General features: G+C 58.3%; 13 protein-coding genes. 6 read left to right on the forward strand and 7 right to left on the reverse strand.

Annotated features, from left to right (window positions below; translation table 11 throughout):
• Positions 1–396: 396 nt before the first annotated feature.
• Complete coding sequence (locus ACM0PY_RS20370) at positions 397–1,302, reverse strand: DNA-binding protein (RefSeq protein ID WP_180886243.1); 906 nt, start codon at positions 1,300–1,302, stop codon at positions 397–399.
• A 103-nt stretch (positions 1,303–1,405) separates the two neighbouring features.
• Between ACM0PY_RS20370 and ACM0PY_RS20375 the strand changes: the two genes are divergently transcribed.
• The 6 genes from ACM0PY_RS20375 to ACM0PY_RS20400 all read left to right on the forward strand — a co-directional run bounded on the left by ACM0PY_RS20375 (position 1,406) and on the right by ACM0PY_RS20400 (position 12,489).
• Positions 1,406–2,485 (forward strand): site-specific integrase, encoded by a 1,080-nt coding sequence (locus tag ACM0PY_RS20375; RefSeq protein ID WP_180886245.1) that lies wholly within the window; start codon positions 1,406–1,408, stop codon positions 2,483–2,485.
• Positions 2,486–2,620: 135 nt separating this feature from the next.
• The gene (locus ACM0PY_RS20380; protein ID WP_180886247.1) at positions 2,621–6,634 is read left to right on the forward strand and encodes a helix-turn-helix domain-containing protein; all 4,014 of its coding nucleotides are present in this window, start codon (positions 2,621–2,623) and stop codon (positions 6,632–6,634) included.
• A 98-nt stretch (positions 6,635–6,732) separates the two neighbouring features.
• A complete protein-coding gene (locus tag ACM0PY_RS20385) occupies positions 6,733–7,206 on the forward strand; it encodes a hypothetical protein (RefSeq protein WP_180886249.1) in 474 nt (157 codons plus the stop codon).
• Positions 7,206–7,955: a hypothetical protein gene (locus ACM0PY_RS20390; RefSeq protein WP_180886250.1), complete on the forward strand. Its 750-nt coding sequence runs from the start codon at positions 7,206–7,208 to the stop codon at positions 7,953–7,955. The genes ACM0PY_RS20385 and ACM0PY_RS20390 overlap by 1 nt, the downstream gene beginning before the upstream one ends.
• A gap of 255 nt (positions 7,956–8,210) precedes the next feature.
• Positions 8,211–9,926, forward strand: coding sequence for a hypothetical protein (locus tag ACM0PY_RS20395; protein ID WP_414609488.1), 1,716 nt, complete (start codon positions 8,211–8,213; stop codon positions 9,924–9,926).
• Positions 9,927–10,263: 337 nt separating this feature from the next.
• Positions 10,264–12,489, forward strand: coding sequence for a hypothetical protein (locus tag ACM0PY_RS20400; RefSeq protein ID WP_414609487.1), 2,226 nt, complete (start codon positions 10,264–10,266; stop codon positions 12,487–12,489).
• Between the two features lie 360 nt (positions 12,490–12,849).
• On the opposite strand, the gene ACM0PY_RS20405 is transcribed toward ACM0PY_RS20400, so the two are convergent.
• The 6 genes from ACM0PY_RS20405 to ACM0PY_RS20430 all read right to left on the reverse strand — a co-directional run bounded on the left by ACM0PY_RS20405 (position 12,850) and on the right by ACM0PY_RS20430 (position 17,718).
• On the reverse strand, positions 12,850–13,644 hold the full coding sequence (locus tag ACM0PY_RS20405) for an SIR2 family protein (protein WP_235646759.1): 795 nt from the start codon (positions 13,642–13,644) through the stop codon (positions 12,850–12,852).
• Positions 13,641–14,201 (reverse strand): non-canonical purine NTP pyrophosphatase, encoded by a 561-nt coding sequence (locus tag ACM0PY_RS20410; RefSeq protein WP_180886467.1) that lies wholly within the window; start codon positions 14,199–14,201, stop codon positions 13,641–13,643. The genes ACM0PY_RS20405 and ACM0PY_RS20410 overlap by 4 nt, the downstream gene beginning before the upstream one ends.
• Positions 14,198–15,199 carry an amidohydrolase family protein gene (locus ACM0PY_RS20415; RefSeq protein ID WP_219633208.1) on the reverse strand — a complete coding sequence of 334 codons (1,002 nt, stop codon included), beginning with the start codon at positions 15,197–15,199 and terminating at the stop codon, positions 14,198–14,200. The genes ACM0PY_RS20410 and ACM0PY_RS20415 overlap by 4 nt, the downstream gene beginning before the upstream one ends.
• Before the next feature lie 685 nt (positions 15,200–15,884).
• Positions 15,885–16,793 (reverse strand): hypothetical protein, encoded by a 909-nt coding sequence (locus ACM0PY_RS20420; protein WP_180886469.1) that lies wholly within the window; start codon positions 16,791–16,793, stop codon positions 15,885–15,887.
• A gap of 125 nt (positions 16,794–16,918) precedes the next feature.
• Positions 16,919–17,164, reverse strand: coding sequence for a hypothetical protein (locus ACM0PY_RS20425; protein WP_180884391.1), 246 nt, complete (start codon positions 17,162–17,164; stop codon positions 16,919–16,921).
• Positions 17,165–17,193: 29 nt separating this feature from the next.
• Positions 17,194–17,718: a transporter gene (locus ACM0PY_RS20430; protein ID WP_180884389.1), complete on the reverse strand. Its 525-nt coding sequence runs from the start codon at positions 17,716–17,718 to the stop codon at positions 17,194–17,196.
• Between the last annotated feature and the right edge of the window lie 171 nt (positions 17,719–17,889).

Raw genomic sequence — 17,889 nt, forward strand, 5'->3', positions numbered from 1 at the left:
CTCGATCACCTGCTTCACCGCCTCTGCCCGGAACTCATCCGTGTACTGCTTGCTGTTGCCCATAAACACCTCGGTCATTGCCATCAATTATGGCAACCGGATGTCTACGAAAGGCTGGCCGGTCCAGTCTTGCGTGCGGCGCTCATCGAATTCAATGAGGAGGAATAGCCGCTATCTATTCGGTGCCTGAGCGTGAGTGACTCCTGATTACCGTGGACAAGTCACCCTAGTAGCCGAAGAGACTTGCCCGCTTTGCCAGGGAAATCCGCCCGTAGATCTGAGGGCCCTCGGACAGGATGCCTTGCATTCGCTCGAGCTACTGAAAAGACGCCCTGTATTGAGGTGAAAGCCTTAGAGCTGGTACCTCTGCCAGCATTTGGGATCGCAGCGTGCGCCCTATTGCTTTGGGCGCTTCCGAGTCGCACGCGAAGGAACTCTTTTGGACCGCTTGAGTGCCACTTCAAGCTGAGCTGGCAAGTTTTGAAGCGCTGAAAGTTGCCCCTCGAGCGCGTCACATCTGCCGCGCAGGATATCGGCAGACTGACTGGCCGTGGCGGCCGCTGATTGAGCGGCTTGGATATCCTGACGCAGCTGCTTCTCAAGCGCCCTGTGTTGTTCGGATGTCTTGCTTAGCTGCACCTGGAGTTCCTTCACCTCCTGGCGGGCGCGATCAACATCGCTAAGCGCCCGATTCTCGACAGATCTGACGTACTCGGTCCAGTCCTCCCGCTCAGATTTCGCCGTCTCCAGAGCCTCGTGAAGCCGGACGTCGAGTTGCTGTCTCGCCGCCTCAGTTCGATCGGCTCTCCGAAGCCCAGTGTCCCGTTGCTCTGTGAGCTCTGAGATCTGCATACGGAGTTGGTCAACCAAGTGCTGGAGCTCTGCAGCCTGCGTAGCGGCAATTCTCTCTCCAGTAAGTGCAGCGTCGCGCTCTGAACGCATTTGCGTCAGCTCATCAGCTACAAGCCGGGATTTAGCCTCCAGTGCATCATTCCGGGCGGCCAGGGACTGCTCAGCCTCTGCAAGCTCTCGATGGGCGGCCTCCCGAGCATGACTCAACGCTAGCTCCCACCATTGTCCGGCGAGTTGCGCCACCACCGCTGGTGCATCTTCCAAGTCCGGACGCGCTGGCTGCAGGCGCGTGCCAAGTCGTTTCCACCACGTCTCCAGCCAGCGGGTCACGGTGTTCGGCGAGCCTGTCCCCAAGTGAGCCCGGATCCGCTCGACGGTTGGGCGTTCGCCCTTGGCGACCAACTCGTCGGCGGCGGTATGGACGTCAGATTCAGTGATGCCGCGGGCCATGCGAAGTCTCCTGTACTGGCACCCTACTCTGCTGATAACGTACTCGCGATAAGTGATGATTATCGCTAGTACAGAGTTTATTTCGTAGCGTATATTACATACTATGAAGCATAATTCCACATCTTCGATCTTGCCGGCGACTGCCACGCACTTGGTTTTGCCGGAGCAACTGGCCCAGCAAGCCGCCGAGGCGGTGCGCGAACTGCTGGCCGAAGCGGCTGCGGCGAACACAACCCGCAGCTATGCCGCTGCCCTGCGCTACTGGGCCGGCTGGCACCAGGGACGCTACGGGATCGAGCTGGCGCTGCCGGTCAGCGAGACTGTGGTGATCCAGTACCTGGTTGATCATATTCAACGTCGTAGCAAGGCCGAACTGGTGAGCGAGTTGCCGCCGGCGTTGGATCAGGCGCTGGTGGCCGCAGGGCTCAAGGCCAGGATCGGGCCGCTGAAGCTGTCGACCGTGGTCCAGCGCGTCGCGGTGCTATCGACTGCCCACAAGCTCAAGCGCTTGGCCAACCCGTGCGAGCTGCCCAGCGTGCGCACGCTGCTGAGTCGCGCCCGGCGCGCGGCGGTTAAGCGCGGCGAGCGGCCGACCAAAAAGACCGCCATTACCCGTGCCGAGCTCGAGGCGATGCTGGCCACCTGCGATGACAGCCTGGAGGGCCTACGCGACTGCGCCCTACTCTGCTTCGGGTTCGCCAGTGGCGGGCGTCGACGTAGCGAGATAGCGGCCGCGGATATGCGCGACCTGCGTAGGGTCGGCGAGGACGGGTACATCTACCGGCTGGAGTACTCCAAGACCCAACAGGTGGGGGTCAAGGCGGATTCGACCCCAGATAAACCGATTCTAGGGCGCAGCGCTGACGCGCTTACCGCCTGGCTGGAGGTGGCGGGGATCCATGAGGGGGCGATCTTCCGACGGATCTGGAAAGATCGAGTCGGCCCTGCCCTACTTCCGGGCTCGGTGGCCGCAATCGTCAAACGCCGGACCCGTTTAGCGGGGCTGGAGGGAGACTTTGGGGCCCATAGCTTGCGATCAGGATTCGTGACCGAAGCAGGTAAGCAAGGCGTGCCACTGCCAGCAGTGATGGCGATGACAGAGCATCGCTCGGTGGCGAGCGTGATTGGGTACTTCCAGGCGGGTGCAGCAGAAGACAATCCTGCAGCTCGCCTCCTGAAATAGAGCGCGCTTTCTAGCGACCTGGCTTGCTGCGCGATCAAGGGGGAAGAGAGTAGCGCGAGAGCCCGTCAAATCGTTGCTTTTCATCACTCATATTGTGTGTTATGACGCCAATAACGCGTCGCATGAGTAACGATTGTGAGCACGACTCTCGGAACGTTCCTCGCCCAAGCCAGGATGGCGGCCGGCTACGCCCAGCAAGCGGAGTTCGCCTCGGAACTGGGCGTGAAGCAGCAGACCATCAGCCGCTGGGAACGGGGCCTCTCCCGACCGCGTGCTGAGCAAGTCCCTGAGATCGCCGCAGCGCTCGGCATCGATGCCGACACTCTGAGATCCGCGGCTGGGTATGCCGCGCCCTCTTCCCCTCAGCTCAGCCTAGATCGTCCATGGCCCGTCGACGCACTGCCGCCAGAGACTTTCGAGCGGTTCTGCACTGAGTTCGTCACGTTGCTACACGGCGATGATGCGCAAGTGCACCCGTATGGCACCCAAGGGCACACGCAGCTCGGGATCGACATAGATGTGGTGCACACCGATGGCACGCGAACCACCTACCAGTGCAAGCGGCATGCTTCGTTCGGCCCAAAGAAGGTAGCCGCCGCCGTCGCAGCCCAGACGACGCCCGCTGACAGGAAAGTCATTTTGTTGAGCAGTTCCGCCAGCCCGCAGGCGCGCGAGGAGATCAAGAAACATGCTAGTTGGCAGCTATTGGACCGGGAGGACATTAGCCGCCGGGCCAGGCTCGAGCTTGCCAAGCGTGCGCAGATTCAACTTGTGGACACTTTCTTCGTCGGTCAGCGAATGGCCTTGCTTGGCGAGCCCGAGCTTTCACCCTGGCAGGTGCCTGAGCAATTCTTCGCCGGACAGACGGAACCCTCGCGCGGATTCTCGCATGGATGGACACTGCAGGGGCGCGAGAAAGAACTCAATGCCATCGTCACGTTCGCAACCACCGCCACGCCCTCCATTCTGATGCTTATCGGCAACGGCGGCACCGGGAAATCCCGCCTCCTAAAAGCCTTCGCCGACCGATTGGCTGCCTTCAACCCACGTCCGTCGATTTACTTCCTGAGCCGCGAGCCGCTCAAGATGAAGGATCTGGAAGCACTCGGCTCCAAGCCCAAGTTGCTGGTCTGCGACGACGCGCATGACCGCGAAGACCTCGCGCTCCTTGCGGACTACGTCGCCAATCCCGGGAACAGGAGCCGTCTGATCCTGGCGCTGAGGACATACGGCATCCCGCACGTCCTGCAGCAGACGCGTGCGTTGTGTCTTGCCGAGATTTCCAGAATCGAACTGCAAACGCTCCCAAAAGCTGATAGCGAGCAATTGGCCAAGCAGGCGCTGGAACACTTTGGCGCACCAGCGGAGCTCTCATCTCGCTTGTCCGTTTACACGCGTGACTGTCCGTTGGCCACAGTGATCGCAGCCCAAATTCTTGCGAATGACAAATCGCTTCCGGAATTCCTGATCGACGAAGACACCTTCCGTACCGAGCTCCTGCGCCGCCTTGTCGCAAGCACCGTCGAAGGCATCAGCTCTAAGCTGGATGCAGAGGCGGTCCACTTGGCCCTCGCCGCAATTGCCCTCCTACAGCCGATCAAGGAGGATGACCCGGAGCTGCATGACGCTATCGCAGCCGTCGCAGGCATCACCACCCACGAGGTTGCCAGGATCGTGAAGCGGCTGCGCGAAGCGGGCGTGTTGTACAAGCGCGGATCCAGTAGCCGGATCGTCCCCGACCTCTTGGGGGATTTCATCGTTGAGGAACGCTGCATTTCGGCGACTGGCCAATCCACCGGTTTCGCCCCTAACGTCTTCGATGAGGCACCAAACGCCTATGCGGAGCACATCCTCGTCAACTTTGGACGCCTGGACTGGAGGAAATCTAATGGCGATACCAGCAACAGCCGGTTACTCGACGAACTCTGGTCCCGGCTCAACTATCAGGACAAATACGTCAACCCGCATCTCCGGGCGGCCGCAGCAGCGGCCTATTACCAGCCCCGCCAAGCGCTGGCTTTCGTCCGCAGGATGCTGCGGGAAGGACGCGCGGACAATATGCTCGCCGACATTCTCCGACATGTCGCGTACAGCCACGATCATCTACTGGAAGCCTGCGAGATACTGTGGGAGCTTGGCCGTGACGACGACAAGCCGCAGAGCCAGGAGCCATCGCATGGCATCCGAGTCCTGAAGGAACTGGCGTCGCCTGAGCTCTACAAGCCATTCGACTTCATGAGTCAGGTTGTCGATTTCGGCCTGTCACTGATCCCCTACGACGATAGCTGGACGGGCATCCACAACCCTCTGGAAATCCTGTGCGGCGCACTCGAGACAGAAGGTCATTCCTCTTCTGCGACGCACCAGGCGATTATGCTGACTCCCTTCATAGTCGAACAGCCCAGCGTGGCGTCGATTCGGAAGAAGATCATCGATGCTTGCATCGCGCTACTGTCGCACGCGGAAACGCGCCGCGCCCTTGCTGCAGCGGGCGCGCTCGGAAGCGCACTGAAAGCTCCGCACGGCCTCCTGGGTGCGACCGCCCCAAAGAACACGGTGACGGAGTGGGAAGTCGAGTTCGCCGAGACGCTCAATGCTATCGATGCGGAACTGGACCGCGTTGACGTGGCTCCTGTCGTGATCGTGAAGCTCGCCGTTTCGACGGGCTGGTACTCCAGTTACGGAACCGGAATGCTGAAGAAGTTGGCAGGTCGGATCTTGTCTCGCCTAGACACTACGCTCGCGCTTCGCACGACTCGCTTGCTTGTCGACGGGTGGGGCCATTTATCGGGCCAGATCGGAATCGGCCGATTCGAGGGACACACGAAGGAGCTCGACACGCTCGCACAGGAAATCCTGTCTTCTACCAGTGATCCTGAAGAGGCATATCGATTCGTCGAAGGGCTTCTCCCGGCCGTGCTCCAGGACAATGAATCGGCACCTCATGCATTGATCGACCGGATCATTTCCCATTCCGCCGAATACGCCAAGGAGCTGTTACAGGCGGTAGTTCAGGGGGAATCGACCGCCTCGAGCCGGTATGCCGGCAGGGCCTTGGCTGCGCTGTTGCGCGAGCAGCACGAACTAGCGCTGGTGATCGCGGGAAATGCAGCCGACAGGGGCGACGCCCGGCTTCTGCCCGTCGTCGCCGAGGCGTACGCCGGTTACAAGCCGCTATCGCCGTACACTCCCCTGGATCTACGCGTACTGCGTAGCATTACATCCTCCGACCAGCCGGGGGTGAGAGTGTGGGCGCCTCACATTACGCGCCAAGTCGCGCAGACGGACACCGACCTCGCGATTGAGCTCACAATTTCCGCGGATTTCGGGGATTCCCAGCAGTTCGCCCGCGACTACCTCATGTGGATAGCCGGAGACCTGCGCACCCCGTTCGACGGCATTGGGGAATCGAGCATCAAAGCGATCCTGCAAAAGTTACTTCTATTGCCGCGAATCGACGACCACTGGATTCAGGAGTTCATCAAGAAATCGCTCCACCACTATCCCGAAGTGGTGGTCGAACTTCTTGTCTCCAGGGTTGAGATTGCCCGAGAACGGAGCGACTGGTCTTACAGTCCGGTTCCTTGGGCTTCCGGCCTGCGCGGTGATTGGGGCCTGATGAGGCAGCAAGGCGCGTCGCAGAGGGTCCGCCACCTGTTCGACTGGGCACTCGTCCAAGAGCAGTCGGGAGAAAGCGTGCTGCCTTGGTTCGGTGATCTCGTCAGAACGCTCTGCACCTTCAACAGTTCGGACTTCGTCGAGTTCCTCAGGCAATGGATCTCCAGTTCCGGGCGTGAAGGCTTTGCCCTTGTAATCAGCCTAGCTCGCCAATCACCGCAGTCTTTCGTCTTCGAACAGCATGAATTCGTCATCTGGATGATGCGGCTGGCAAGAAGCCACGGGACTGGCGTCTTGCGTAAATTGGTCAGCGCCTTGTATTGCGCCGCGGTCAGTGGCTCTCGATCGGGCGTTGTTGGCGAGCCCTTCCCGCAAGACATCAAACTGCGCGACCAAGCCACTGAGGTTCTGTCGGCCTTGACTCGCCAGGATCCGGCATACGAACTGTATTCCGACCTGCAACGGCACGCGATCCAGTCCATCGAGAGGCAGGAAGAAGAAGGCCGGATGATCGCAGAGATGGATGGATAGCAGGGGTCTTCCTAGCGCAGTCAGACGACGGAATTCTTTCCTGCCCCCTCATTGTATGACCTGGCACGCCGCCGATTTCCACGCCCGAGAGACTCACTATGAATGTTGAACGTCACACCGCTTTGGACCTAATGCGCGCCTTCTCTCGCATCGAGTTCGCCCTCAAGCAGATTCCGGAGTTCGTCAACGGTGCCGTGGGGGAGACGCCGGAGACGCAATGGTCAGCGTTCTACGTCTACGTTCGTCGGCACTTGGAGGACAATCTGTCACAGAAGAGCAAGGATCTCCTATTGGGAACCGGTCCCAACGATCCACCACCCATGAAGATGCAGGTCAATGCTCAGCGTCGTATAGAGTTCGTGGATGCACCACTGGGAAACGGCCCTGAGGGTGACCGTTTGATGGATGCTGCTCGAAGGGTGCGCAATAATTTGGTCCATGGTGGCAAGGAACATGCCCGGCAACAGCGATACCCATGCCATGACAATGATCTAGCACGTGCTGCCATTGATGTCATGTATTTGGCCATGGCATCGCATAAGGAAGTGTCCCAGCTGGCCTATTACGAGTGATGCACCTGCTCGACCTTTCTCAGCCTGGAACATGGCCAACCGAGCTGCGCCTAGTCCTACAGGAATTGCGCCCGGTGTTCCGCTCTTGGGAGTTGCACCTGCCAGGCCGCAGCGCCCATGCGTTCGACGCAGCTATTCGGACGCTGGGCGAAGCTCTCATGCCGCATGCCCTACGTGGTTACCACTTCACCCGCTTGACCGAACAAGAAGCGGTGCACATCCGCGAGAATGGGCTGGAGGTGCTCAGTACCGAGTTGCTAGAGAGACGCGTTGCGTCTCAGGTCACGCGAGGCAAAGTTACCGAAGAGCAGGCGCAACGGTTGCTTGCGAACAACCAGGCGCGGGATAGCAGCCGGTCTGGGAAAGCCTGGTTCTGTTTTTACCCCGCGCACGAAGCCGGCGAGGCTGGCGTCGGATCCTTAGTTCGATACTGGGGCGGTGAGGCACTCTACAAGTTCAACGCGCAAGACACGGAGCTTAGCCCTATTCTCAAATCATTAGGTAGCCCTGCGCTGGTTGAAGCTGAGGTGCCCGTGGTACTCCTTTCCACGGCGAATCGCTTGGCGATAGCCGTATCAGAACTGGACCTGATTCACCAACAGATCAGGTCAGGTGAGTATTCGCCCAGGTTTGAGGACTACTCCACACGAACCCTTGAAGCCCCCAGGGTTCGTCGCGTTGTGCTTCATCCTGAGAATGAGTTCGTTGAGCTCACCCAGTGCCAGCATTGGCATGAGCCGTTGAGCTAGGGGGAAGACGGGCCATCAGACCCCACGCATTGATCGCCATAGAAGCCGTTCCAATGCGGGCGACGATAAGATGATCGAGCACGCGGCCGGACCGCGATCCCGGGTTCTTGCCTTGAGCACTAGCGCCGAAGACTCTTGGATTGTAAGGCGTAGACCAACGGGTCGCGCGATTGCGGTATTCAGTTGGGATCACCCCGCTACCTAGGGCTGTAGTAGCACATGTATCTTCACCATGTTGTTCAAGAGGCTTGAGTGATGCAGCAATTTGATGCAAAGGCCCTAACTGCTTTAGCGTGGGCGCCAGAGAAAGGCTCCGTCGAGTGGTTGCTCGGCGCCGAGACCTCGATCGACTTCATGCTAGACAACGCCACGCGCGATGAGCTTGTGATATACGCCAGTGGCGGCGCTGCTCTAGTACATGGCGTGCTCGCGCCAATCGCGCAGGTGACTCCAGCGGACCTCAGCGACCTGCGAGGCGCCCATCTGATGCCGGATGATGCGTGGTGTATTCAGCGCGCCTGGGGCGGCGGCGAAGGTCACCGAGTATACCTGGAGCCGCCTCTAAGTAGTCCCGGCTGTAAGTCACTGGTGGGTGGGGAAAAGCTGATTTACCGCCGGTTTTTCAATGGCGTGGAGAAGGGCCCGCCATCTATCGAACTGAGCCAGAAATTAGTACATAGCCTGGGCCTGTACTGGGTCGAGGAGCGCAGTGCTTTTTGTCGACTCAATGAACGAGGCGACATAGAGGACGTCATCCGTGTGATCTGGCTGAAGGGGCCATCCTCCGAGCCCGAGGCAGCGGTGGTAACCATGCTTACCAAGGACTTGGCTACCTACATGGCGCTAGCTGACATGGCGTTGGTGCTCAAATTTGATTTCACCCGCTTTCAGCCGAAGGACTTCGGCGGCTGGAATCGGGAGCGGCAGACAAGTAAGAAGTCGGGGCCTGACCTGTTCTACAACGCGGGTCGCTCGGTGAACGCCAGCTACGCCAACGGCATCATGATTCTGCGACCGAATGTAAGCGTCGACCAACTCGTCCAGGAATGGAAGGACGCAGAGGACGATTCTAAGAAGAAGTACGCCACGTTCAAGATTATCGACTGGAAGAACCAGCGTCAGATAGAGACTTCGTGTGGGCCAGGCTACTTGTCGAACTACTTCGAGAAGTCCAATAAGCCTTTCGAGATCTCACCGGCCTTCTTCCGCCCCGAAGTGCTCACCCGATTTAAGAACGATCCTGAGAAGTACGATCTGGAAGACCGCAGCATAGGCTGTCGAAATGCTTGGTATCTGAAGACCTACGACATCAACGAAGCCGGGCAAGTCCACACCTACATTGGCTACCTCGCCAAGCTGCCATACGAGGAGCAGTTGTACTGGCAGTCATTCAACGAATGGCCCAAGGCACCTATTTCGAAGCGGGCCTACGAGAATGATTTTGAAGGAAATTGGAGTAGCGACTACGACCCGCTTCAGGCGCTCAAGCGCAAGATTCGTCAACTCGACGACAATCCACCTGCCTGGTGGAAGGCTCGTGGCGATGAGTTGATTAACGCAGTCCGCTATCCCGCGACAGATTCGGTCTCGGAGTGGGGCGACGAGATCCTCGCGCTCGATCAGCTGCTGGTCGAAGGCTTCCTGACCAAGCCTCTGCAGAAAATCGCGATGGATGCCGGTCGCGAGATCGACAAACAATGGCAGTCGATTCGGTTGCTGCAAGACTATCTGCATGCTCAAGGTCTCGAGCCTGAAGAGGCGAGAGCAGCGTTGGAGCCGCTGGCGCGGTTGCATAAGCTGCGCAGCATCCTCAAGGGCCACGGCGCTCCATCCGAGCGAGCGGCCGCATCCAAGAGTGCCCGCACAGACCACGGTACACTGCGCGGGCACTTCTCTGCCTTGGCAAGTCAATGCGATGCAGCATTCATCTCTGTCCTGAAGGCATTCGGTACGACGATCAAACTTGACTGATGTACGTGAAAGAGGACCGCTATGCCTCCGGTTGCCTGATCTAGGGCTTTGGCTTCGGATCGGATGGCGCCTTTCCCTACCCCCGATAAATTTTCCTAATCGACTGCCCCGCCCGCTTCTCAGTTTGGCTGAAAAGCGGATATGCTCTCTTCTGTACATTTTTCTTTTCAACAATATAGGTGGGCGAATGAAGTGCGTGACTGCACGTCGAGTATCAGCCGGTCCGTAGCGTAGTGAGTTCCTGCATTCAACTTGAGAGTAGTGCTTGCTCGACTATGCAGGCCAGCTACATTCGCGACACCCAACAACCAGTTGATGCACTGCAAGCAGGTTCTGCATGCGTCAGGATGATCCTGATCGGTTCGTCCCCACAACACGTCCCCAAGGGGGAATCGATCGTATGATTTTGGAGGCGGTGGAGAGAGAATTGCAGGCGTGCCCCTCGGTGGCGGCAAAAGGAGCCTGGGTTCGTGCGCACGTGGGCACTTGGGCTAAGAGCAAGATTGCGCGGGACGACCTCGATCGGTTGCATCGCTTGCTCAAGGACAATCGCCGGCCGCAGGCCCTGGCGCTAGGCTTGGCGCTGGCTATGGTCGGGGGCGGCAATTCCCTCGTTGCAGAGCTGCGCCGACGCGGCCATCTGCGCGCCTCACGCTACCACTTCCGGGTTGGAGCGGTGCGAGAGTTGGTTAGCGTGCTGGGCGAACTGCATGGCGTGCTTGGCTTGGAGGATCGTTGGCGGGACTACTTGATGTCGGTCGATGCTCTGTACCAGCTTGCCCCAGATGCTAGACGTTTGCGCGATGGTCTGATGACTCGCCTGTCCGGCCGGCGTGGCCGTGCGATTAAGAGCTTCTTGGTACTCGCCGATCAGACGTTCGCACAAGGTGGCGTCCCGCTGATCGAGCCGGGATCGTCCCCAGTCACTACCGCCGAGGAGCTCGCGAGCGCGGTTTCGCGCATCATCGCCCTGGCGCGCGAGGAAGGGGGACTGCGTCCGTTGGATTTGGCCTTGACGGATGAGCAGACCCTAAATCCGTTCAATGGAACCTACAATCTGGACCTGCACTGTGCGCACCGCCTGGAAGAGTTATGTCGCGCTGAAACCATGATCGACGGTCTTCCCTATCGGGCGAGGTTGGTGAAGGACTGCGTCACTGTTAGCTCGATCGATCCGGATGTGGAAAAGTCAGTGCGGCTGGGCTATGTACAGAGGAACATGCAGGTCCACATGCGGCAGCACGAGATGCGGCATCTCTGGGGTCAAGAGCTAGAGGCACCTCTGTCTATCGTGGAGGTGTTTAAGCTTTATTACGACGACGTCATCTCGCGCTTTGTGCAGATCAAGACTTTTCCGCTGTCACGCATCGCCTTCAGTATTCCCGACATTCCGAACCTGTTCGCCCCACTGGCCGACGAACGCCTTTTCCGCGAGGAGCTGTTTTTTCTGGCGCAACTGAGCGTGGAGGACTATGGGAACTTCCGGCTAGAGCCGTTCGAAGTAGCACCGGGCATCCTTTCGATCGACCTGTTTAAGGTCATGCGCTTCTTCGCGCTGATGGCTTATCTCTATCAGCGCGAGCTTGAGCAGGTTACCGACCTAGTCGAACGCCAACGCCTCACTTTTCATTCGGTGATCGTGCAGATGCGTCGTGAACAGCTGCTGCAACTCCTCGGCACTGTACTGTCAGGGGACAAGGCCGAGAGGATCTTGGACATGCTGGTATTGGACGAAGCGCGCGACTTGGTGGACCTCCAGTACTCTCCCTTCCTCAAGATCGGGGACTACTATCATCTCGCACCCTCCCTCATTGCCCGCTCTAACCTGGTGCGCAATATCGCCTTGCTCAACGGACTTAACGCAACTCGCCTCGATGGCGAGGACCCCATGCAGTCGGCGGTTGCCGAGGCGCTGCGCGAAGCGGGCTTTCAGGTCGGCGAAGAGGTCGAAAATTCTAAGCGCAGCGCTACCGGCGACACGGATCTAGTTGCCTACCGTGACGGCGTGCTGTACCTGTTCGAGTGCAAGAACGCTTACCACCCTTGTAATGCGCATGAGATGCGCAACAGTTACGACCACATAGTCAAGGCTGGCAGGCAATTGATGTTACGAGAGAAGAGGTTTGGCGAGAGGGAGTATCGCGAAAGAGTGTGGAAAAAGCTGGGCTGGACGGTGCCCGCGCCGACGACGATCAGAACTGCCGTGTTGATAGCCAACCGAGTCTTCACGGGTATCAGCATCGAAGGGCACCCTGTTCGTCAGGCTCACGAGTTCATCAATGTCGTTGTCCGCGGAGAGATCCGTAGCCTTGACGCGACCTATCGTTTATGGGATGGAGATGTACTTTCGACCGCCGATCTGGATCGTTATTTGGGGGGCGATGGACTGATAGGCGACCACTTCGCATCGCTGGATCCGCACGACGATAGCCTCGATTTCGGCCAGCGCAAGCTGGGCTTCGAGAGCTGGAAGTTCAATGCGCTCAAGCACAACCAGATCATCAGGAAGCGCTACCATCTTCGACTTGACCATACCTTATATACTGTGAGCAACCCTAGGTAAGAGCGGTGGACACCAGGGAATTCACATGCCGGAGAGCCGTCGTAGATCAACAGCTTGATGGCGACCTCTTGGGGTCGAGATCTGTTCTTCCCTACCTCGATGAATCTTTCTAATTCCCCTGCCCCGCCGATGTCGACTTCCGGCCAGAAGCAGACGCAGCGGTCTTCACACCAGGTGGCCGCCTCAAGACTGCCGCTATCTTGGACACTTACGCAGGCCAAATTCGCAGTTGCTCTGGCAGCTTCTCTGCGTGCTCCAGCAATGATTGCCACGATGCTTTTGAAGTCATGTAGGTGGCTGCAATCGTGACCAAATGCTGTGCGCAGCATTGCGACGGCCGGCGCGAGCCTGCTCGGCTCGTCAGGTCACAAGCTCTTGCAGGAAGTCCGTGAGCGCTGCCTTGGGATCGTCCTGATCGGATACGATCATCTCAATTCCCCAGTGCCGCAGTACTTCTTCTGCTGCCGGGTTCGGGCGATTGGTGAAGACGTACGACTTGGGTCTCGCCGAAGCCAGCGGCGACTTCCTCCACATCTCGGTCAGGCGATAGAACAGCAGCCGGATATTGAAATCTGTCAGGCTGTAGCCAATGAAGAGGACAGAGTTGCTTAGCACGTCGTTGCGGAATTTGATGTCCAGCGGCGTGTCGAAGGTCAGTCGCTGGTAGTAGCTGGTCTCGTCGAGAACGATAGACTCGTCGGCTGCGAGGTCACCATGGAACTTGATGATCTGGCGGTGACCGTCCCTGACAGCGACCATGTCCGCTACGCTGGCAATCTTGTCGTACTTCACACCGAACTCGGCGTGAGCTAGCTCAAGCCAGCGGTCGTAGTTGGTGGTATAGATCCGCGAGAAGTTGCCCAGGGCGATGAGCCGGTGAATATCGGAGGTCTTGATGTTCGTGGAAGGCTTGTGCCATTCGCGGTCCATCCAGCTTCGTAGCTCACCGAGGCCGCCTCTTTTCTTTTTGTAGAACTCAGCCAGAGTCTGATAGTTCCCATAGGTGGCAAACACCGCCGGGTCGTAGCCCAGCTCCTCGGCAATATGCGCGATCAGTTGGCTCCAACTCGGCAAACCAAGGTTTGCAGACACACCAGCCCCGACAAATAGCATTAGCTTGCCATTGCTGTAGGCATCTAGAAGTGCAGCTCTCATGCCGGCACTCTCGAAATTTCAAGGTGGGCAGCAAACCTGTCCAATGCTAGGCGGCGCATGGATATGTCGTCCTTTCCGGCACCCATTTGGGCAAACGTCGTCGTGTAGCCGTCAGGTATGAACACGCAGTCCCACTGAAAATCCTCCGGCCCAGCAGGTGCGCGGGGAACCGTCCCCTCGATTGCGCCTTCGAACAGGTGCATCTGGCGCCCGTCGCAGTACCCAAGAACCGTCTTTGCGATTACCTTGTCGTCACCAAGAGCGGCCACGAGATCCGCGAAGCGCCTGGCTTCCAATCGGTCCCAGAAAATCTGGGTTAGGCCTGCGGGAAGGTCGTTTAGTCCCCGGAGATACAGCCCTGTGTGCTCGACAAACAGGGGACGGCCAATCTCGTGGAACGCCTTGATTAGCTTGTCCCGCACGAGCGCATGGACGTCCTGAGTCTGCAGTTCCTCGATCTTTCTGGATACAGGCACGATGCCCACCCCAATTGGGCCGAGGATGCGTTGTACTTCCTCGATCTTGTGCTTATTGCCGGACATGAATCGAATCTTCATTTCAGACCCTCCATGAATGAAAAGCGCTTGGCCACTTCGTATTGCTGCTGCATGTCGCAGATGGACAAGCCTTCCGCCATAGCGGCGGCTTGGTCGTCAGCCAGGCCGTGTTGATGGATCGCCGGGTTGTCGGAACAGATGACGAACGGCACACCGCGGCGTCGGAACTCCTGCAGAGGATGGGCTTCATCACTGGGAACGGCGCCCGTCAGCCGATTGCTGATTGGGCATACCTCGACGCAGACGCCCTTGATAGCCAGCAGATCCATCAAGTCAGGATCTTTGACTGCGGCCGTGCCGTGGCCGATCCGATCAGCGTGGAAGAGCTCCACGGCCGCTCGCACATTCTCCACGCGTCCAGTCTCTCCAGCGTGGATCGTGATGCCGAAGCCGTACCGGTCCTTGGCCTCACGAATCATCGCGGGCAGCTCAGCCGGATAGGGCGTCTCTTCATCTCCCGCAAGGTCGAGCCCAACGACATCCTTCGGCCGTCCGATGTCCTCGTAGGCCTGCAGAAGCGTGGCGAGATGGGAGGCGCCGTAGTTGCTCCGAGTTACGGTGAGGATCAAGCCCCGCCGGATGCCGTAGTGCTGAGAAGCGCTGCCTGTCGACTCGATGAGGCGTTCCAATGCCTGCGCTGGCGTGCAGCTCTGAAGTCCGGTCAGGTACAGGACGCTACTGCGGAGCTCGACGAAACGAACGGCGTTTTCTGCCAGGCTCGCAAGAACAGCATGGGCGAGGCGGTCGAGGTTTGCGCGCTTCTTGGGGAGGAGCCGCAACACCTGCCACGGCGTGAGGTACTCCGCCAGCGATTTGCAAGGGACAAGGCGGGTCATGTCCCGCTCGAAATCGAACCCCGCCGGAAGCGAAGTTGCTTCGTCGGCCATGATCTCCCGGATGGTAGACACAGGGACGGCGCCGTTCATATGCAGGTGGAGTTCCCCCCGATCACGCACGCGGGCTCGTACGCCGCCATCGTCGTCGAGGTCGTCGGCCAAGCCCAAGAGGCCTGGTGGATCAAGTTGCCGCTGATTCAAGCGCTGTCCCTAAATCTTGTTGTGGCCCTTAGGCCGTTCCATGTGATGCTAGCCACATACCCGCATTGTGCGACTTCTCGTAGACCCGCAATTGAGTAAGACTCCTTTACAACGGGGTACTTGAAAGTCGAACCTCTGGATCCAGCCATGCTTCTTATCCAGAGCAGATCGTATAGTGATCCAATCCACCTCCTCTCTACCTCTCGATCTTAGGGGCGCTAGTTCGGCTTGCGAGCCGATGTGTAGCCAGCCCCAGATATCGGGACAGAGAGCTATGCTTGATCCGAGCGAGCGGACGTCTGCTATGGGTCGGGAGTTGCCATACCCTACCCCCGATAAGCATCCCTAATCCCTGCCCCGCAATCGCCCGCTTCCGGAAAGAAGCGGACACCTGGCTTGGGCGCGCGGGACGATCAAATAGCGCAACAGGGCCGCTGAGGACTAAAGGCAGGCCCAGCGTAGCTACAACCATCGGGCGCTTGGCAACTGCTCTCAGGATGATCCCATTCATCGCAGCGGGAGTCGACCGTGTCTTGCCCGCGCTCGTCACAGCCGCCCCCCTCCTCCTTCAATCTATTCTACCGCGGCCCTGGGGCATCACAGATTGATTTCTTGCCAGCCGGGTAATGCGCCTTAGCGCGGACGTCTAGTCGCCGAGAACATTGGAGAACAGGGACATAAATCCGGCGTTATTTTGAGAGTAATTGACACCTAAAGCCCCCTGGGCAGGAACGAAGCCGTTGTTAGCCCAGAGCATTGTGAGGGAGTAATAGATCAATAGGAAACTAAACCAGCAGTGCGCATATGTCTTAACGCGAGCCTTGCTGCTGGTAAACGGGGAGATGGCGTTAGCATGGGTGCGATCATTGCGAAATCCATAACCAAGGCCGCTTACAAGAAGTAAGATCCTGTCTTGCTGAGAAAGGGCGAACTGACCCAATGGATAAATCAGCACCTGGCCTGTGAGCGCCTTGCACAAGAGAGACGCTCCCTTTCGCCGGTCGCTTGCATTCGAATAGTTATAGCCCGACAGTTTGTCGAGCAGGGCCTGGAGGGCCTGCGAAGTGATGGGGCCGTTTCCGTTGGCTAACAGTAGACGCTTCGCGAATGAGCTGGCGGGGACGACATAGGGTTTCTCTTTGATGATCTTCTTCAGCATGAATCTTGCTGTCTGCATCGGGATCTTGCTGACAAATTCATTAAACTGAATCGAGGCATTGCCGTCATTGTTCAGCACACTACACATTCGCGGGACCGCAAATACACGAAGTGCCTCGGTGATGTTTAGGTTTGGCGCCCCCTTCTTGGTCAGGTGTTCGAATGCCTTCCATGCCCAGTCGAAGGAATGGTCCGGTCGCCGGGGAAGACTGCCAAGTGCATCGAGAACATACGAAAGTGAGATGTGCCCCTCAACAGTCAAATTGGCATTGACCTGAATTGGGACAAAGAGAGGAACACCTGCCGCTGCGATCCGCTGACCAAACTGGATCTCTGCAGGGAATAGCGTCCCATTGGGCCAAGAGTTGTAGAAGTTTAGCCTATCCTGCTTTGACATTATGCATTCCTTTTTATCTTGATTTTTAATTTGGTGACACGAAGAGTCGACGGCCTGCCTGTCGACTCTACGGAATTATCCTGCTTTTGTCACCGCTACTCTGTAATGACCCACTGATTTTATGCTCAGATGTTGCTTTCCCCGAAGAAGAAACCCATGCCGCAAACGATAGAAGAAGAGATCAAGCGCCGGACCGACCGACGCAAGTCCGCGCTGGCCATTGAGATCATCCAGAGCAAGACAGCAGTGGCTGCTGCCAGCCGCCAGTTCGATCTGACGCCGACCGAGATCGTGAGCTGTGTCGAAGTTGGCAAGCGCGACAGCGTTGAAGGGCTACTGACGACCTGGAAGCAGGTGACAGGCTCGAACATCGGGACTTCCAGGAAACTATCGCAGGGGCCTAGCGCGAGCCCAGCTTGGGGAAGAGCAGCTTGGGGGTTCCGATAAACAGCAGCCATGCACCCAGGGCCGCTGCGTAGGCGAGCACCGTTCCCACAAGGAATGTGCCGAAGAGACTGCCAGTGAACAGCTGATATAGCCCTTTGCCGCGACCTGCAGCGCTGCCTCCAACAGTCAGCACGATGACTGGCAGCACGATCATTCCGCTGCAGAGGATCAGGGAGAACGCGCCCAGCAACCAGCGCTTGAGTGGCGGGTTCCAAGGCATGGGGTAGCCTGCGAGCAGTCGCCTCATCCAAAGAAACAGTACTGGAAAGGCGATCAGGTACATCAATGCCACATACAACCAGGTTCGAGCATCAGCGCTGCCCGCCTCGAAGATGGCTCGCGGGTATACCCCTGTGCGATAGAGCGTTTCTGCGCTTGCCGCCAGCGTCGCGCTAATGATCATCGCAGGCTTGAACAGGCGCGACACCTTGCCCCATTGCGCGTTGCGTAGTTGCTGCCCGTCAGTCATGCCAGACATGAAAACCTTCTTGGGCGGATGTGTCCATGAGGTACCAAGGGGCATTGGACCGGCCAGAGTTCTGTAGACACTCAGTTGCCGCTCTGCGCGTAGCGCCTTTCAAACTCTACCGGTGACAGTCCGCCAGCGGAACCATGCCGGCGGATCGGGTTGTAGAACATCTCGATGTAG

This window comes from Stenotrophomonas sp. BR163, from assembly GCF_047520985.2.
Lineage (GTDB): Bacteria > Pseudomonadota > Gammaproteobacteria > Xanthomonadales > Xanthomonadaceae > Stenotrophomonas > Stenotrophomonas sepilia.